Annotated in this window: 17 protein-coding genes; 11 read left to right on the top strand and 6 right to left on the bottom strand. The window is 59.6% G+C overall.

Annotation, left to right across the window (positions count from 1 at the left end):
• Positions 1-22: 22 nt before the first annotated feature.
• Positions 23-946, bottom strand: a complete 924-nt coding sequence (cbbR, locus tag BAR1_RS04170) for a LysR family regulator CbbR (protein ID WP_118941856.1) — start codon at positions 944-946, stop codon at positions 23-25.
• A 105-nt stretch (positions 947-1,051) separates the two neighbouring features.
• On the opposite strand from cbbR, the gene BAR1_RS04165 reads away from it, so the two are divergent.
• The 11 genes from BAR1_RS04165 (at position 1,052) to BAR1_RS04115 (ending at position 12,394) form a co-directional block, all read left to right on the top strand.
• The gene (locus tag BAR1_RS04165) at positions 1,052-2,059 is read left to right on the top strand and encodes a class 1 fructose-bisphosphatase (RefSeq protein ID WP_118941855.1); all 1,008 of its coding nucleotides are present in this window, start codon (positions 1,052-1,054) and stop codon (positions 2,057-2,059) included.
• A 12-nt stretch (positions 2,060-2,071) separates the two neighbouring features.
• Entirely contained in the window at positions 2,072-2,944 is an 873-nt protein-coding gene (locus BAR1_RS04160; RefSeq protein ID WP_118941854.1) for a phosphoribulokinase, read from the top strand.
• A gap of 12 nt (positions 2,945-2,956) precedes the next feature.
• Positions 2,957-4,924 carry a transketolase gene (gene tkt / locus BAR1_RS04155; RefSeq protein WP_118941853.1) on the top strand — a complete coding sequence of 656 codons (1,968 nt, stop codon included), beginning with the start codon at positions 2,957-2,959 and terminating at the stop codon, positions 4,922-4,924.
• A gap of 12 nt (positions 4,925-4,936) precedes the next feature.
• Positions 4,937-5,938, top strand: a complete 1,002-nt coding sequence (gene gap, locus BAR1_RS04150) for a type I glyceraldehyde-3-phosphate dehydrogenase (protein ID WP_118941852.1) — start codon at positions 4,937-4,939, stop codon at positions 5,936-5,938.
• Complete coding sequence (locus BAR1_RS04145; protein WP_118941851.1) at positions 5,938-7,143, top strand: phosphoglycerate kinase; 1,206 nt, start codon at positions 5,938-5,940, stop codon at positions 7,141-7,143. The genes gap and BAR1_RS04145 overlap by 1 nt, the downstream gene beginning before the upstream one ends.
• Before the next feature lie 16 nt (positions 7,144-7,159).
• Complete coding sequence (gene fba, locus BAR1_RS04140) at positions 7,160-8,224, top strand: class II fructose-bisphosphate aldolase (RefSeq protein WP_118941850.1); 1,065 nt, start codon at positions 7,160-7,162, stop codon at positions 8,222-8,224.
• Between the two features lie 47 nt (positions 8,225-8,271).
• The gene (locus tag BAR1_RS04135; RefSeq protein ID WP_118941849.1) at positions 8,272-9,660 is read left to right on the top strand and encodes a ribulose-bisphosphate carboxylase; all 1,389 of its coding nucleotides are present in this window, start codon (positions 8,272-8,274) and stop codon (positions 9,658-9,660) included.
• An 82-nt stretch (positions 9,661-9,742) separates the two neighbouring features.
• Complete coding sequence (rpe, locus tag BAR1_RS04130) at positions 9,743-10,432, top strand: ribulose-phosphate 3-epimerase (RefSeq protein ID WP_118944335.1); 690 nt, start codon at positions 9,743-9,745, stop codon at positions 10,430-10,432.
• 91 nt (positions 10,433-10,523) lie between these two features.
• A complete protein-coding gene (locus tag BAR1_RS04125) occupies positions 10,524-11,066 on the top strand; it encodes a thioredoxin family protein (protein WP_194295019.1) in 543 nt (180 codons plus the stop codon).
• Complete coding sequence (gph, locus tag BAR1_RS04120; protein WP_118941847.1) at positions 11,063-11,707, top strand: phosphoglycolate phosphatase; 645 nt, start codon at positions 11,063-11,065, stop codon at positions 11,705-11,707. Before BAR1_RS04125 ends, gph begins: the two co-directional genes overlap by 4 nt.
• Positions 11,708-12,394, top strand: coding sequence for an HAD-IA family hydrolase (locus tag BAR1_RS04115; protein ID WP_118941846.1), 687 nt, complete (start codon positions 11,708-11,710; stop codon positions 12,392-12,394).
• Between the two features lie 56 nt (positions 12,395-12,450).
• On the opposite strand, the gene BAR1_RS04110 is transcribed toward BAR1_RS04115, so the two are convergent.
• The 5 genes from BAR1_RS04110 to BAR1_RS04095 all read right to left on the bottom strand — a co-directional run bounded on the left by BAR1_RS04110 (position 12,451) and on the right by BAR1_RS04095 (position 16,667).
• Complete coding sequence (locus tag BAR1_RS04110; RefSeq protein WP_118941845.1) at positions 12,451-13,413, bottom strand: ATP-binding protein; 963 nt, start codon at positions 13,411-13,413, stop codon at positions 12,451-12,453.
• Positions 13,401-14,087, bottom strand: a complete 687-nt coding sequence (locus tag BAR1_RS04105; RefSeq protein ID WP_118941844.1) for a response regulator transcription factor — start codon at positions 14,085-14,087, stop codon at positions 13,401-13,403. Before BAR1_RS04105 ends, BAR1_RS04110 begins: the two co-directional genes overlap by 13 nt.
• Positions 14,084-15,448 carry a DUF4153 domain-containing protein gene (locus tag BAR1_RS04100; RefSeq protein ID WP_118941843.1) on the bottom strand — a complete coding sequence of 455 codons (1,365 nt, stop codon included), beginning with the start codon at positions 15,446-15,448 and terminating at the stop codon, positions 14,084-14,086. The genes BAR1_RS04105 and BAR1_RS04100 overlap by 4 nt, the downstream gene beginning before the upstream one ends.
• Positions 15,449-15,625, bottom strand: coding sequence for a hypothetical protein (locus BAR1_RS17870; protein WP_162891662.1), 177 nt, complete (start codon positions 15,623-15,625; stop codon positions 15,449-15,451).
• A gap of 169 nt (positions 15,626-15,794) precedes the next feature.
• The gene (locus BAR1_RS04095) at positions 15,795-16,667 is read right to left on the bottom strand and encodes a MurR/RpiR family transcriptional regulator (RefSeq protein WP_118941842.1); all 873 of its coding nucleotides are present in this window, start codon (positions 16,665-16,667) and stop codon (positions 15,795-15,797) included.
• Between the last annotated feature and the right edge of the window lie 133 nt (positions 16,668-16,800).

The following is a 16,800-nucleotide window of genomic DNA, read 5'->3' as shown; positions in this document are numbered from 1 at the left end:
CAATCCTGAACCGCCCCCACACCTAAAGCTTTGGCAAAAACGACCCCTTCAGATCGGAAATGAACCCGTGCACCGTGGCAATCGCGGGGGTCACCCGCAGATCCTGCCGGTGCAGCAAAAACCATTTGCGGGCAATCGGCAGGCCGGCGGATTCAATTGTCATCAAACGCCCCGAGCGCAATTCCTCGGTCACGGTATGCTGTGAAATCAGCGCCACACCCAACCCCGCAATCACCGCCTGTTTGATGGTTTCATTGGTGCCCATTTCAATGCTGCGGTAGGGTGTGCCTTCGCCGATGCGGTCCAGATAACGGATCATCATGATCCGCGTGCCCGACCCTTCCTCGCGGGCGATGAAGGTTTGCGCCAGCAATTCCTGCGCCGATATATCCCGTCGTCCGGCCAGCGGGTGTTCGGGCGCGGCAATCATCACATGCGGATGATCGCCGATCACTACGGTTTCAACCACAGGTGCGCGTGGCGGGCGGCCCATGATCGCCAGATCAATCGACTGCTGTTGCAAGGCCCGCAATATCGCATCACGGTTGCCCACCCGCAGAACAACATTGATGTCAGGGTAATGCTGCTGCAACATTGCCACCAGACCCGGCGCGAAATACTTGCCGGTGGAAACCACCCCCAGCACCACAACCCCGCTCTGCCCGTCCCGCAGCGCCCGCACCTTCTGCATGCAGTTTTCCAAGGCAATCCGGATCGTCACCTCGGCATCCAGCACCGCCTGGCCTTCGGCCGTCAACCGCGCCCCCTGCGCCCCGCCCCGATCCACCAGCTTGCAACCCAGATTTTCCTCGAGGATTCGCAATTGCGTATGAATTGCGGGCGGCGTCAGCCCCACCGCTTCGGCCGCCGCCGATAAAGTTCCGTGCTCAGCCACAGCGCGTATGGCGCGTAACTGTTTGAAAGTAACCGCATCCAGCTTTGGCATTAAATTTCCTTTAACGCAGGTTCCAGTTAATTAAATTCTATAATCATTCGAAATATGGAATACAAAAGAAAATTACCGAAACTGCACCAGAATCGGGGGATTATTATGCAGTCGGACGAAAACATCATCGGAAACGACAAAATCCCGGCGGACCTGTATCCACTGATCAACGGTCTTTGCACCGTTGGCGCGGATCTGGCCAAGACCATCGCCCGCGGCCCTTTGGGGCAAACGCTGGGCGGGGCGGTCGGTGAAAACAGCGATGGCGACCAGCAAAAGGCGCTGGACGTGATGGCGGACGAAGCCTTTGCCGAGGCGCTGAAATCGCTGGGCGTGCGCTGGTATGCCTCGGAAGAACAGGAAGAAGTGGTCGAACTGGACCCAAACGGGCGTTACGCACTGGCGATCGACCCGCTGGACGGATCATCCAACATCGACGTGAATGTCTCGATCGGCACCATCTTTTCGATTTTCGAGGCCAACGAGGGCGCAAACGAAAGTTTCTTGCGTCCCGCAAATGAACAGATCGCGGCGGGCTACATCATCTTTGGCCCGCAAACCGGTCTGATGGTGACCTTCGGCAATGGCACCCTGTTCTATGTGCTCAGCCCCGACAGCGGAAAATTCGAATTGGCCAACGACCATGTCGTCGTGCCAAAGGAATCGACTGAGTACGCCATCAATGCCTCGAACTATCGCCATTGGTCCAAACCCGTTCGGGCCTATATCGACGATTGCATCGCCGGTGCCGAAGGCATCCACGGCAAGAACTTCAACATGCGTTGGGTCGCGTCACTGGTGGCCGAAACCCACCGCATCCTGACCCGCGGCGGCATTTTCCTGTATCCAACAGATTCGCGCGAAGGCTATGGCGCGGGCCGTCTGCGTATGGTCTATGAATGCGCCCCGATGGCGTTTCTGGTGGAACAGGCCGATGGCCACGCCACCAATGAACATGACCGCATCCTTGACCAGACGGCCAAGGAGTTACATGCCCGCACGCCTTTCGTGTTTGGCACGCCGGTCAAGGTGGACCGCCTCGCCTCGTACCACGACCTACCCGAAAAAGAAGTCTCAGCCCTTTTTGGCCAGCGCGGCCTGTTTCGTGATTAAGGAAACCATGACATGAGCAAGAAACATCCCATCATTTCCGTCACCGGCTCTTCTGGCGCTGGCACCTCGACCGTCAAAGACACGTTTGATCAGATTTTCCGCCGAGAGGGTGTGAAGGCGGTCTCGATCGAAGGCGATGCCTTTCACCGCTATAACCGTGCCGACATGAAGACCCAGCTGGACAAACGCTATGCCGAGGGGGACCACACCTTTAGCCATTTTTCCTACGAGGCCAACGAACTGGGCGAACTTGAGCGTGTGTTTCGTGAATATGGCGAAAACGGCAAGGGCAAAACCCGCCACTACATCCACAGCGAAGAAGAAGGCAAACGCTTTGGTGGCGCGCCGGGCACCTTCACGGACTGGAAGGAATTCGACCCCGACAGCGACCTGCTGTTCTACGAGGGCCTGCACGGTTCGGTAAAGAATGACGAAGTAGACCTGCCGAAATATGCCGACCTGAAAATCGGGGTTGTGCCTGTGGTAAATCTGGAATGGATCCAGAAAATCCACCGCGACAAGAACCAGCGCGGTTATACGACAGAAGCCGTGACCGACGTAATCCTGCGTCGCATGCACGCTTATGTGCATTGTATTATGCCACAATTCACCGAAACCGACATCAATTTCCAGCGCGTGCCGATTGTTGACACCTCGAATCCGATGATTGCCCGCTGGATTCCCACAGCCGACGAAAGCCTGGTTGTGATCCGCTTCCGCGATCCGCGCGGAATTGATTTCCCTTACCTGCAATCCATGATCCAGGGCAGCTTCATGAGCCGCGCCAATTCCATCGTGGTGCCTGGTGGCAAAATGGATCTGGCAATGCAGCTGATCTTTACCCCGCTGGTGGAACGACTGATTTCCGAATCCAAGCGCGCATAAGGAGGCCTGACAATGACCAACGAAACCCAAATGGCCAATGCCATCCGCGCCCTTGCGATGGACGCTGTTCAGGCCGCCAATTCCGGCCACCCCGGCGCCCCCATGGGGCTGGCCGATGTGGCCACCGTCCTGTTCAACCGTTTCATGAAGATCGACCCGACGGCCGACAAATGGGCCGACCGCGACCGGTTCGTGATGTCGGCGGGTCATGGCTCGATGCTGGTTTATGCCATCAACCACCTGCTGGGTTATGACGATATGGACATGAACCAGATCCGCAATTTCCGCCAGATGGGATTCCGCACCGCCGGCCACCCCGAATATGGCCACGCCAAGGGCATTGAAACCACCACCGGCCCGCTGGGTCAGGGCATTTCCACCGCTGTCGGCATGGCGCTGGCCGAACGGATGCAGAATGCACGCTTTGGCGATGATCTGGTCGATCACTATACCTATGTGATCGCCGGTGACGGCTGCCTGATGGAAGGGATCAGTCACGAAGCCATTGATTTCGCCGGCAACATGGGCCTTGGCCGGCTGATCGTGATGTGGGACGACAATTCGATCACCATCGACGGCAAAACCGACCTGTCCACCTCCACCGATCAGCCAAAACGCTTCGAGGCCGCAGGCTGGCATGTGCAGTCGGTTGACGGTCACGATAAAGACGCCATTGCCGCCGCGATTGAAGCGGCCCGCAAGGTCAGCGACAAGCCGTCCATGATCGCTTGCAAAACCATCATCGGTTACGGCGCACCCAACAAACAAGGCACATCCGCCACTCACGGTGCACCATTGGGGGATGACGAGATCGCCTTGACGCGTGAGGCCCTTGGCTGGCCTCACGCCCCTTTTGAAATCCCGCCCAAAGTCTATGACGACTGGCACGCCATCGCCGCCCGCGGCAAGGCGGCGCGTCTGGATTGGGATAAACGTCTGTCGGCCTCGGGCAAGGCAGATGAATTCAACGCCACGCTGGCCGGACCGGACAAAGCGGCGCTGGATGCGGCGATCAACGCCTATAAACACCGTCTGTCGCAGGACGCGCCCAAGGTGGCGACCCGCAAGGCCAGCCAGATGGCGCTGGAAGTGATCAACGCCACCCTGCCCAACACTGTGGGTGGCTCGGCCGATCTGACCGGCTCGAACCTGACCAAAACCGAAGGGATGGAGCCGGTCTCCAAAGGCAACTACGGTGGCAGCTATATCTATTACGGCGTGCGCGAACACGGCATGGCGGCGGCAATGAACGGTCTTTCGCTGCACGGGGGCTTCTTGCCCTACGGCGGCACGTTTCTGGCCTTTGCCGATTACTGCCGTGGCGCCATCCGACTGTCGGCGCTGATGGGCCTGCCGGTGCCCTATGTGATGACCCATGACAGCATTGGCCTTGGCGAAGACGGCCCGACCCACCAGCCGGTGGAAACCGTCGCCAGCTTGCGCGCCATGCCCAACACCAATGTGTTTCGCCCTGCCGATGTGGTGGAAACCGCCGAGGCCTGGCAGATCGCGATTGAAAGCGAAAGCACGCCGTCCGTGCTGGCCCTGTCGCGTCAGGGTCTGCCCTGCCTGCGCACCAGCCATACCGACACTAATATGGTCGCCAAAGGCGCCTATGTTCTGCGCGACACCGCAGGCGAGCGGGATGTGACCCTGATCGCCACCGGTTCCGAAGTGGAAATCGCCATGAAAGCCGCCGATCAACTGGCCGCCGAAGGGATCAGGGCCGCCGTGGTCTCGGCCCCCTGTTTCGAGCTGTTTGCAGAGCAGGACGCGGATTATCGCGCCGAGGTTCTGGGCACCGCCCCGCGCGTTGGTGTCGAGGCGGCAATCGAGCAAAGCTGGGGCAAGCTGCTTGGCGACAATTCCGCCTTTGTCGGCATGACCGGCTTCGGGGCCTCGGCCCCTGCGGATGAACTTTATGAACATTTCGGCATCACGGCTGACGCCGTGGCAAAAGCCGCCAAAAATCTGCTTTAAGGGAGAAATAACATGACTGTAAAAGTAGCCATCAACGGCTTTGGCCGCATCGGCCGCAACGTGCTGCGCGCCATCATAGAATCCGGCCGCACCGATATCGAAGTGGTCGCCATCAACGATCTGGGACCGGTGGAAACCAACGCCCACCTGCTGCGGTTTGACTCGGTGCATGGCCGTTTCCCCGCCACCGTGACAACGGGCGATGACTGGATCGACGTGGGCCGTGGCAAAATCCGCGTCACCGCCATTCGCAACCCCGAAGACCTGCCCTGGAACGATGTTGACATCGCGATGGAATGCACCGGTATTTTCACCGCAAAAGACAAGGCCGAATTGTTGCTGAAAAGCGGGGCCAGCCGTGTTCTGATTTCGGCCCCCGGTGCTAATGCTGATAAAACAATCGTTTACGGCGTGAACCACAATGTGCTGACCAAGGACGACATCATCGTTTCCAACGCGTCCTGCACCACCAACTGCCTGTCGCCCGTGGCGCAAACCCTGCACAATGCCATCGGCATCAACCACGGGTTCATGACCACAATCCACAGCTACACCGGCGATCAGCCGACACTGGATACCATGCACAAGGACCTGTATCGCGCCCGCGCTGCGGCCATGAGCATGATCCCGACATCCACAGGTGCCGCCAAGGCCGTCGGTCTGGTGCTGCCCGAAATGGCCGGCAAGCTGGACGGCGTAGCGATCCGCGTGCCCACCCCGAATGTATCGGTCGTGGACCTGACATTCGAGGCGTCCCGCGACACCACAATCGAAGAAGTCAACGCCGCGATCAAAGCCGCCGCCGATGGCCCGCTCAAGGGTGTTCTGGGTTATACCGAAGTGCCCAACGTCAGCATCGATTTCAACCATGATCCGCATTCGTCGATCTTCCACATGGACCAGACCAAAGTCGTTTCCGGCAACATGGTGCGCATCCTGACATGGTATGACAACGAATGGGGTTTCTCTAACCGCATGGGCGACACCGCTGTTGCGATGGGGGCACTGATCTAATGGACATCCCCGCGATCACGGATATGGATGTTTCCGGCAAACGCCTGCTGGTGCGCGCCGACCTGAACGTGCCGTTCAATGATGATGGCACGGTCAGCGACGCCACCCGCATCACACGCTTTGCAGCGGGCATGAAGCCCCTGCTGGCCAAAGGCGCACGCCTTGTCATCCTGACCCACCTTGGCCGCCCCAAGGGGCAGCGCAACCCCGATCTGTCCACCGAAAGCATCCGCGAAACACTGGCCGATGCGCTGGGTGTGGATGTGTTTTTCACCGACACTTGCGTTGGTGCAGACGCCGAAGCCGCCGCTGCCGATCTGGGCGCGGGGCAGGCCCTGCTGTGCCAGAACGTGCGCTTCGAGCCGGGCGAAGAGGCCAACGACCCTGCCCTTGCGGCGCAATTCGCCCGCCTTGGCGACATCTATGTCAACGACGCCTTTTCCTGCGCCCACCGTGCACACGCCTCGACCGCCGCGATTGCAGACCAGATGCCCGCAACCGCCGGCCCCTTGATGCTGGAAGAGGTGATGGCACTGACCAAGGCACTGGAAGCGCCCAAACGCCCCAGCGTGGCGATTGTCGGCGGGGCCAAGGTTTCCTCAAAGATTTCCGTGCTGAAAAACCTAGTCGGCAAACTGGATGCGGTGATCATCGGCGGCGGCATGGCCAACACGTTCCTGTTCGCCGATGGCGCCCCGATGGGCAAATCCCTGTTTGAGGCCGACCAGATCGAAACCGTCAGGGAAATCCGCGAACTGGCGGAAAAATCGGGCTGCAAACTGTTGCTGCCCAGCGATGTTGTGATCTCGCGCGAATTCAAGGCCGGTGCGCGCAAGCAGATCGTCGCCAATGACGCCTGCCCCGAGGACGCAATGATTCTGGACGCCGGCCCCGAGGCCCTGCGCGATTTCGAAGCCGAACTGGCGGGCGCCCTGACCATCCTGTGGAACGGACCGCTGGGGGCATTCGAAATCCCGCCGTTCGACCATTCAACCAAAATGCTGGCCCGCAGTGCCGCCGAACTGACCCGCGCGGGTCTGGCCGTGTCCGTGGCCGGTGGCGGCGATACCGTTGCGGCTCTGAATGTGGCCGATGCGGCAGATGATTTTACCTATGTCTCCACCGCCGGTGGGGCCTTTCTGGAATGGCTCGAGGGCAAGGAACTGCCCGGTCTGGCCGCACTGACACGCGCTAAAGCAGCTTAATCAAAGGAAACGAGCAATGGCACTTATCACACTTCGTCAACTGCTGGATCACGCCGCCGAAAATGACTATGGCGTCCCTGCGTTCAACATCAACAACATGGAACAGGGGCTGGCCATCATGAAGGCCGCCGCCGCCTGTGACGCGCCGGTAATCATGCAAGCCAGCCGCGGTGCACGCTCTTATGCGGGCGACATCATGCTGCGCCATATGATCCAGGCCTTATCGGAAATGTATCCCGACATCCCGATCTGTATGCATCAGGATCACGGCAACAACGAAGCAACCTGCCTGTCTGCCATTCGCCACGGTTTCACCTCGGTGATGATGGATGGCTCGCTGCACGAAGACATGAAAACCCCCGCCGATTTCGACTATAATGTCGACATCACCGAACGCGTGTCGCGAATGGCCCATTGGGTCGGTGCCTCGGTCGAGGGCGAGTTGGGCGTGCTGGGATCACTGGAAACCGGCGAAGCCGCAGAAGAGGACGGCTCGGGCGCTGTTGGCAAACTGTCGATGGATCAATTGCTGACCGACCCTGACGAAGCTGTTGATTTCGTAAAGAAAACCAAGGTGGACGCGCTGGCCATTGCTTGTGGCACCAGCCACGGTGCATACAAGTTTTCCAGCAAACCCACCGGCGAAACGCTGGCGATGAGCCAGATCGCCGCGATCCACGCCAAACTGCCCGATACCCATCTGGTGATGCACGGCTCGTCCTCGGTGCCGCAGTATCTGCAGGACCTGATCAACAAATACGGCGGCGAGATGCCGCAAACCTATGGCGTGCCGGTCGAGGAAATCGAAAAGGGTATCAAAATGGGTGTGCGCAAGGTGAACATCGACACCGACAACCGCATGGCGCTGACCGGCCAGTTCCGTAAGGTCGCGATGGAAGACCCGACCCAGTTCGACCCGCGCAAATTCCTGATCCCTGCAATGGAGGAAATGGAGAAGCTTGTGAAAGACCGCTTCGAGCGGTTCGGAACAGCCGGACACGCCGCGCAAATCAAAATCATCCCGATGGATGACATGGCCAAGCGTTATGCCGACGGCACGCTTGACCCCAAGACCGCTTAACCCCCCCGGGCCCAAAATCCGGCCACCTGACACTAAAGGAGACCAAAATGGACCAGTCAGATCGTTACGCAGACCTCTCGCTGAAAGAGGAAGATTTAATCGCAGGCGGAGAGCATGTGCTTGTCGCCTATATCATGAAGCCCAAAGCAGGCTTTGGCGGATACCTCGAAACGGCTGCCCATTTTGCAGCGGAATCCTCGACCGGCACCAATGTGGCCGTTTCCACCACGGATGACTTTACCCGCGGCGTTGACGCGTTGGTTTATGAAATCGACGAAGAAGCCAACCTGATGAAAATCGCCTACCCAACGGCGCTTTTTGACCGCAACATTACCGATGGGCGCGCAATGTTGTGTTCGTTCCTGACACTGGCGATCGGCAATAACCAAGGCATGGGCGATGTCGAGCACGCCAAAATCCACGATTTCTGGGTGCCGCCCGCCTATCTGCGTCTGTTTGATGGTCCGTCCACCACGATCAAGGATATGTGGAATGTGTTGGGCCGCCCGCATGTGGATGGCGGTTTCATCGTCGGCACCATCATCAAGCCGAAACTGGGCCTGCGTCCAAAACCATTCGCCGATGCCTGCTATGATTTCTGGCTGGGCGGCGATTTCATCAAGAATGACGAACCACAAGGCAACCAGATCTTTGCACCGCTGAAAGAAACCATCACACTGGTGGCCGACGCGATGAAACGCGCGCAGGACAAAACCGGCGAAGCCAAGCTGTTCTCGGCCAACATCACCGCCGATGACCATCACGAAATGGTCGCCCGCGGCGAATTCATTCTGGAAACCTTTGGCGAGAATGCCGATCACGTTGCCTTCCTTGTGGATGGTTATGTGACCGGCCCCGCCGCGATCACAACCGCGCGGCGCACCTTCCCGAACCAGTATCTGCACTATCACCGTGCCGGTCACGGCGCGGTAACATCGCCATCCGCAATGCGTGGTTATACCGCCTTTGTTCTGTCGAAAATGGCGCGGATGCAAGGGGCGTCGGGCATTCACACCGGCACCATGGGCTTTGGCAAAATGGAAGGCGAGGCCGCCGACAAACTGATGGCCTATATGATCACCGACGATAGTGCCGACGGCCCCTATTTCCATCAGGAATGGGCAGGCATGAACCCGACCACACCGATCATTTCCGGCGGTATGAATGCCCTGCGGATGCCCGGTTTCTTTGAAAACCTCGGTCACTCCAACCTGATCCTGACAGCCGGTGGCGGTGCCTTCGGGCACATCGACGGTGCGGCGGAAGGCGCAAAATCACTGCGTCAGGCCGAACAGTGCTGGAAAGAAGGCGCCGATCCGCTTGAGTTTGCCAAAGAGCACAAGCAGTTCGCCCGCGCCTTTGAAAGCTTCCCGGGGGATGCCGACAAGCTGTTCCCGAACTGGCGCGAGGCACTGCGCATCAATTCGGCTGCATAACGCGGCAGATCACGCTAAGAACCAGTGGCGCGGAGAACGGATTCGCGCCACTTCAACCCACCAGATGCAGGGAACCCGCACCATGTCCTTTGACCGCTCCATCAAAATCGCCCCGTCCATCCTGTCGGCGGATTTTGCCAACTTCGGCCAGGAAATCCGCGCCATCGAGGATCAGGGCGCCGACTGGGTCCATGTCGATGTGATGGACGGCCATTTCGTGCCCAACCTGACCTTCGGCCCCCCCGCCGTGGCCGCATTTCGCCCGCATGTGAAAACCTTCATGGATGTGCACCTGATGATCGCGCCGGTGGACCCCTATATCGAGGCCTACGCCAAAGCCGGTGCCGATATGATCACCGCCCATGTTGAATCAGGCCCGCATATCCACCGCACCCTGCAAGCCATCAAGGCGCAAGGGGTAAAGGCCGGTGTCAGCCTGAATCCGGGCACGCCACTGTCCACGATCGAATACTGCATGGACCTGCTGGATATGGTGTTGATCATGACCGTAAACCCCGGTTTCGGCGGGCAGAAATTCATCCACTCGGGCGTAGATAAAACCCGTAAGGTACGCGAAATGATCGGCGACCGTCCGATCCACATCCAGATTGACGGCGGCGTCACCCCTGAAACCGCCCCGCTGGTTGCCGCCGCCGGTGCCGACGTTCTGGTCGCCGGTTCTGCCGTGTTCAACGGCGGTACTGTCGATACCCCCGAGGTCTACGGAAAAAACATCCGCGCCATCCGCGATGCGGCCTCTGCCGCACAATAACGCCCAAAAGGGCCGCGCGAACGCCCTTTGATACCGGCGGCCAGTCGGGGTAGACTCGGCAGGCCGTAACAACAAATCTGGAGAATTCATCATGGCCGTGACACCCCCCGTCTGCGATTTTGACTGGCAAGCGCCCGATTTCACCCTGCCCGCATCGGATGGCAAAACCTATTCGCTCTCGGATGTGAAAGGCGAAAACGGCACGCTGGTGATGTTCATCTGCAACCACTGCCCCTATGTAAAATCCATCATGGACAAGATCATCCGCGATGCGCAGGACTTGCAAAAACTGGGCATCGGCGTGGTGGCAATCAATTCAAACGATGCCGTGGCCTACCCCGAAGACAGCTTCGAAAATATGCAAAAACTGGACCTGCCCTTCCCCTATCTGCACGATGAATCCCAAGCCGTCGCCCACGCTTACGGTGCCGCCTGCACCCCCGATTTCTTTGGCTTCAACGCCGACATGGGCCTGCAATACCGTGGCCGTCTGGATGCCTCGGGGCGCAACGCCGGACCTGATGATCTGAAGCGCGATCTGTACGAGGCGATGAAACAGGTGGCAAAAACCGGTCAGGGACCGCGTGAACAGATCCCCTCTATGGGCTGTTCCATCAAATGGAAAAACGCATGACACCTATTGTATTCGATCTGGATGGCACGCTGATCGACAGCGCGCCCGACCTGCACGCCGCCTGCTGTAAAATGCTGGCGGACGAAGACGCCCCCGCTCCAAGTCTTGAAACCGTGATCAGCTATGTCGGCAACGGTGTGCCGCGTCTGGTGGAACTGGCAATGCGCGCCAACGGCATCCCCGCCGATCAACATGCCCGTCTGGTCAAGGCCTATATGGGCTATTACAACGCCGATCCCGCCACGCTGACCACGATTTACCCCAACCTTCTGCCCTTGCTTGAGGCGCTAAAGGAAAAGGGTCACAGGCTGGCCGTTTGCACCAACAAACCCGAGGCGCCGGCCCGCGAAATCCTGCGCCTGCTGGAAATCGAGCATTTCTTTGACGTGGTTGTCGGTGGCGACACCCTGCCAAAGAAAAAGCCCGACCCAGCACCGCTGCTTCACACGTTGAAACTGCTGGGGGCCGATAGCTGCCTCTATGTCGGTGACAGCGAAGTCGACGCCGAAACCGCCGACCGTGCGGGGCAAACCATGGCACTGTTCACCAAGGGCTATCGCAAGGTCCCCGTGGCCGACCTGCCCCACGCCTTTGCCTTTGACGATTTCGCCGCGCTTGGCCCCTATATCGAAAGCCTGTAAATGCCCCTAAAAGCCCTGATTTTCGACGTGGATGGCACTTTGGCCGAAACCGAAGAGGCCCACCGCGCGGCCTTTAACCGGACTTTTGATCAATGGAGGCTGGGCTGGCACTGGACGGTCGACGACTACCGCCGGTTGCTAAAAACCACCGGCGGCAAGGAACGTATGCGGGCATATCAATCCACCCTGCCCGATAGCGAACGCCGCCTGTCGGATGCGGAAATCGCCCGCGCCCACAAGGAAAAAACCGCGATCTACGGCGAAATCCTGGCGTCGGGCCAACTGTCCCTGCGCCCCGGCGTGGCCGACCTGATCGAGGCGGCGCGCGCGCGTGGTCTGAAAGTGGCCGTCGCCACCACCACCAACACCCCCAATGTCGAGGCCCTGACCCGCTGCTGCTGGGGCAAACCCGCGCTAAAGGTATTCGACCATGTGGCCGCCGGTGATATGGTCGCTAACAAGAAACCGGCCCCCGACGTGTTCCTGCTGGCGCTGGAACAATTGGGCCTGCCGGCAAAATCCTGCATCGCATTCGAGGACAGCCGCAACGGCGTCCACTCGGCCCTTGGCGCCGACCTGCGAGTGCTGGTCACCCCTTCGGCCTATACCGACAGGGATGATTTCTCGGACGCCGACTGGGTGATCCCGACACTGGAAAAATACCACCTGCCGCGCGAATTGCTCTGATCTTCTTCTTGCCCCAAATACCTGCGCCGCAGGCATTGAATCTCTTTGGTGCAACGTCAGAATTCGATCCTGAACGCCGCCCCCATTTCACTGTCCAGCACCTCGATCCCGGCCCCGCGCACCGATAGCAAGCTGTGCACAATCGCCAACCCCATGCCAGTGCCACCCCCCTCGCGCCGCGTGGTAAAGAACGGCTCGAACAACCGCTCGCGGTTGCCCGCCGAAATTCCGTTGCCATTATCACGGATCACCAGTGCCTCGGGCATCGCCTCAAGCCACACCCGATCCGCCCCATGCGCCACCGCATTGCCCAGCATCTGGTGCAGGATCACCGCCAGCCCTTCGGGCGGGATCGGCAGGGATATATCGCCCCCCGTCACCTGCACCTTTAGCGCCGGATATGCACCAGCCAAATCCATCAGCACCTGATCCAGTGTGCTCGGCCCCTGCCCCAGCGGCTCACGCGCCATGGCCATCTGCCGCAACCCTTCCAGCAAATCCTGCATCCGGTCCGCCGATTGCCGCACGCTCCCCAACAACTGCGCCCGCTGATTTTCCGATAACCCGTCCGCTTCCAGCAGTTCCGCCGCCCCAATCAACGCGGTCAGCGGGGATTTCAATTCATGCGTCACATGGCTGGTGTAGGTGCGCACGGTTTCCTGCCGGTTGTGCAGACTTTCGGACATATCCAGAACGCTTTGCCCCAGTTCCTGCAATTCCCGCGTGCCATAATGGGCCTGCGGATCAAACCGCTCCACTTCACCCGCCGCAAAGGCCCGACTTTCCGCTGACAGCCGCTGAACGGGGCGCAAAATCAACCGCCACAGCAACCAGCCCAGAACCACAGTGATCAGCAACACCCCCGCCCCGACCAGCATCACGGCATAGCGGTAGCGCATGTACCCCCACAAGAATTTCACCACCACCAGCCCGACCATCGGCGCCAGCAGCACCGCCGCCAGCGTGCCGCCAATCACCAGCGCCAGTGACGGGCGCCATTTACGCCTTATCCGCGACATGGCCCCATCCGCACCCCGATGCCATGCACCGTTTCCACCGCATCCGTGCAACCGGATTCGGCCAGTTTGCGGCGCAGGTTGCGCAGGTGGCTGTCCACCGTGCGGTCCGACACCTGACTGTTGGCCCCATACATCGCATCCGTCAGCGCCGGCCGCGCCGAGACCTGCGCGGGATGCCGGATCAAATGCGCCAGCAACACCATTTCCGAGGCCGTCAACCCCACCGGAGCGCCGCGAAACAGGCACAGGTGCTGTGCGGTATCCAGTTGCAATTCACCGTGCGAAAACTGCCCGCCGGTATCTGCCGCACCGTTCACCCGTTTCAATATCGCCTTGACCCGCGCCACCAGCTCGCGCGGGGAAAAAGGCTTGGTGACATAATCATCCGCTCCCATTTCAAACCCCAGAACACGGTCCAGTTCCTCGTCCCGCGCACTTAGAAACAACACCGGCACTTGCGATTGAGACCGCAACCGGCGGCACACCTCAAGCCCGTCCATCTCGGGCAGGCCGATGTCCAGCACCACCAGATCGGGCCGCGCGCTGCCAACCAGCGCCAGCCCCGCCGCACCGTCACCGGCGGTCAGGGTGGCAAAACCCGCCTGCTCCAGCCCGATCCGCACCACTTCGCGGATCTGCGGATCGTCATCAATGATCAGGATTTTCTTGCTCATAAAGTGTTTTCCATTTCGGTATCCGTAGCAAGGTAACGCCGAACCCGCCACATGCGAAGCCCCCATTCGCGCCAGTTGTCGATTTGGGGATACGCGGGCATGTTCCCGGCGGCGCAAACAGCCTGTCCGGTCTGCTGTCGGTAATTCGCAATCGCGGGCATCGCCATTGGCCCCAAACCACAAATATAATCGCCATCCAGCCGCACTGGCGCACGGCCCCCGCCCTGCACCGCATAGATATCCGGCTCTCGCGACAGGTTGAAGCGCGCGATCATATCGGCAAAATTCACAAAGCTGCACAGGTACAGCACCACCACCAACAGCCCCGCCATCCGCGCCAGCATCCAGCCGTTGCCTGCCCCGCGCAGCACCTGCCAGCCGATCAGCGCCAGACCGGCCGCCACCATCCCCATCCAGATAAACGCCGCCACCCGCAGATAAGTCAGGCCGTAAGCATCAACATAAAGGTCCAGCCGTAAAACCGCCCCCGCCATCAAGGCCACGTTCTGCCCCAACCATAACAGCAACAAGGCCTGCAACCCGCGCCGCTTTTGCACATAGGGGCGCGACACCATCGCGAACAGGCCCGCCAGCAGCGCCGTCAAAACCAGCGGATAGGCCCCGCGATGGGCAAAGGCGGCCGCGGAAACACCGCTGGGCAATTCCGCATGGCCCCACAGGTAAACCACATCCAGTCCGGTTTGCAGCGCGAACATCAGGTTGAACAGCACCAATGAATTCACCACCGATTGCGGATTGAACAGGGCCGGAACCGACAGGCGCGGCGCCTGCGGTATATCGAATGGAACCCGCATCCGCTGGCGTATCTTCTGTAAAACCAGAAACGGCCAGACCAAAGCGGCAACCAGCGCCCAGAACAACATCCGGCTCAAATCCCCGTCAATGCCCGACAGACGAAACACCAGATTTTCAAACACCGGATTGCCCGCAACAAACAGCACCAGAAAAATCACACTTGCCGCAACCGGCAACCCCCACGCCCGCAACAATCCACGCATATCCTGCGCCCGAACCACGGCTTGCCCGCCGGTTCCCGCATCGCGCAGCACCTGCTTTGGCGCCAACAGCCAAAACCGAACGCCCGCCTGCAGCAAATCCGCCAACCGCCCCTGCCCGTTCAGCGCAACCCAAACCGCGAAACCCGTCAGGCTGCCGATATAGAACAGCACCGACAGCCCCTGCACATAGTCCAGAACCGGCAACAGACCCACTCCGAACACCAGCGCCGCCAGCGTATCCCCCCGCCGCCAGTCACGCCGCCCAGACGCCAGCCAGACAGCCACCGCCAAGGCCACCCCGAACAGCACCAGCGAAACGCCCGCGCCATAGCCCCAGAACAACTAGTCCGCCAACAGGATCAGCGCCAACAGCAACACCAGCCGCACCGGCGCGCGGTGCACCGCCTGCATCCGGTCTCGGGGTTTATCCGCTGGCGGCACCACGGGGGCCTTACCGCTCATCCACCACGCATCCATCCGCACCGACGCGGGCACACCACGCATCAAATATCCTCGCATCTTCACTGCTCCTTGCACTGTCCTGCCGCGCCTTTTGGCGGCTTGTAGAACAGTCCTAAGCAGAAAATGTTCAGAGCATGATGCCTGTTTCAGCAGATTTTGCGCAGATCTTTTCTGCCCCTTCTTCTTGCCCTAAATACCTGCGCCGCAGGCATCCGGCGGGGCAACCTCAGGTGAACTTGCGAAAGAAACGTGTGCGGTCGAACATTTCTTCCAGCGCTTCCATGCGCGGGCGGGTTTCGCCCCATGACTGTTCCTGCACCTCGGCGATCAGTGTTTCCAGCAGCACCATTGGTGCCACCAGTGAATCCCACGCCGATGGCACGACAATCCGGCTGGAAAACACATGCTCCGAGAATTTCGCAACTGGCGAACGCCACTGATCTGTGAAAAGGACAATCTGCGCGCCCCGCTCGCGGGCCATTTCGGCCAGCTTCAGGGTGGAGTTTTCATAGCGCCGTATATCGAAAACAACGACAACATCGCCCTCTTTTATATCCAGCAGGTAATGCGGCCAGGCGTTTGAAATCGACTGGATATGCGTCACATTCGGGCGGATCACCTGCATATGCAGGAAAAAATAATCCGCCAAAGAGCGCGTAATCCGCCCGCCGACCACATAAACCGCCCGCGCCGGATCGGCCAGCAAGACACAGCTTTGATCAAAACACGCCGTATCCACCTGTGCCAGAGTCTGGCGAATGTTGCTGTTTACCGCCTCGGCAAAACGGTTCAGGATATGGCCGACAGGGGCCTGTTCGGCCCATGTGTCGAACTTGTCAATCGGGCCGGTGATCTTGGCCTCCAGCTCGTGACGCAATGCCGCCTGGAATTCGGGAAACCCTTTATAGCCCAGCTTTTGCACCATGCGCGCCACCGTCGGGGTGGAAACCTGCGCCCCCGCAGCAACCGTCGTGATCGTACCCAGACCGGACACCGGATAATTTTCAAGGATCGAATCCGCCAGCTGCCGCTCGGCGCGGGTCAGTTGCTCAAAGGCCGATTGCAACCGGTCGGCCACGGTGCCACTTGGATCAGTCACTGGAAATCCTTTTTTGTCAATATATCAACAGAGCATGCAGACGTGAAGAATTCTTTTCAGAAATTATATTGACACAAGGGGTGTTTGTGAAGAATTCTCTTCACCATTGGAACACAAACGACTCGAGGGGGGA

The sequence above is a fragment of the Profundibacter amoris genome, from assembly GCF_003544895.1.
Taxonomy (GTDB): domain Bacteria; phylum Pseudomonadota; class Alphaproteobacteria; order Rhodobacterales; family Rhodobacteraceae; genus Profundibacter; species Profundibacter amoris.
This window is presented reverse-complemented; position numbering and strand designations above follow the sequence as displayed.

Coding starts and splice junctions, on each gene's coding strand:
- BAR1_RS04115 (WP_118941846.1), top strand. CDS start 11,708: ATGCCCCTAAAAGCCCTGATTTTCGACGTGGATGGCACTTTGGCCGAA.
- tkt (WP_118941853.1), top strand. CDS start 2,957: ATGACCAACGAAACCCAAATGGCCAATGCCATCCGCGCCCTTGCGATG.
- BAR1_RS04110 (WP_118941845.1), bottom strand. CDS start 13,413: ATGTCGCGGATAAGGCGTAAATGGCGCCCGTCACTGGCGCTGGTGATT.
- rpe (WP_118944335.1), top strand. CDS start 9,743: ATGTCCTTTGACCGCTCCATCAAAATCGCCCCGTCCATCCTGTCGGCG.
- BAR1_RS04125 (WP_194295019.1), top strand. CDS start 10,524: ATGGCCGTGACACCCCCCGTCTGCGATTTTGACTGGCAAGCGCCCGAT.
- cbbR (WP_118941856.1), bottom strand. CDS start 946: ATGCCAAAGCTGGATGCGGTTACTTTCAAACAGTTACGCGCCATACGC.
- BAR1_RS17870 (WP_162891662.1), bottom strand. CDS start 15,625: ATGCGAGGATATTTGATGCGTGGTGTGCCCGCGTCGGTGCGGATGGAT.
- gph (WP_118941847.1), top strand. CDS start 11,063: ATGACACCTATTGTATTCGATCTGGATGGCACGCTGATCGACAGCGCG.
- BAR1_RS04105 (WP_118941844.1), bottom strand. CDS start 14,087: ATGAGCAAGAAAATCCTGATCATTGATGACGATCCGCAGATCCGCGAA.
- BAR1_RS04135 (WP_118941849.1), top strand. CDS start 8,272: ATGGACCAGTCAGATCGTTACGCAGACCTCTCGCTGAAAGAGGAAGAT.
- gap (WP_118941852.1), top strand. CDS start 4,937: ATGACTGTAAAAGTAGCCATCAACGGCTTTGGCCGCATCGGCCGCAAC.
- BAR1_RS04160 (WP_118941854.1), top strand. CDS start 2,072: ATGAGCAAGAAACATCCCATCATTTCCGTCACCGGCTCTTCTGGCGCT.
- BAR1_RS04165 (WP_118941855.1), top strand. CDS start 1,052: ATGCAGTCGGACGAAAACATCATCGGAAACGACAAAATCCCGGCGGAC.
- fba (WP_118941850.1), top strand. CDS start 7,160: ATGGCACTTATCACACTTCGTCAACTGCTGGATCACGCCGCCGAAAAT.
- BAR1_RS04145 (WP_118941851.1), top strand. CDS start 5,938: ATGGACATCCCCGCGATCACGGATATGGATGTTTCCGGCAAACGCCTG.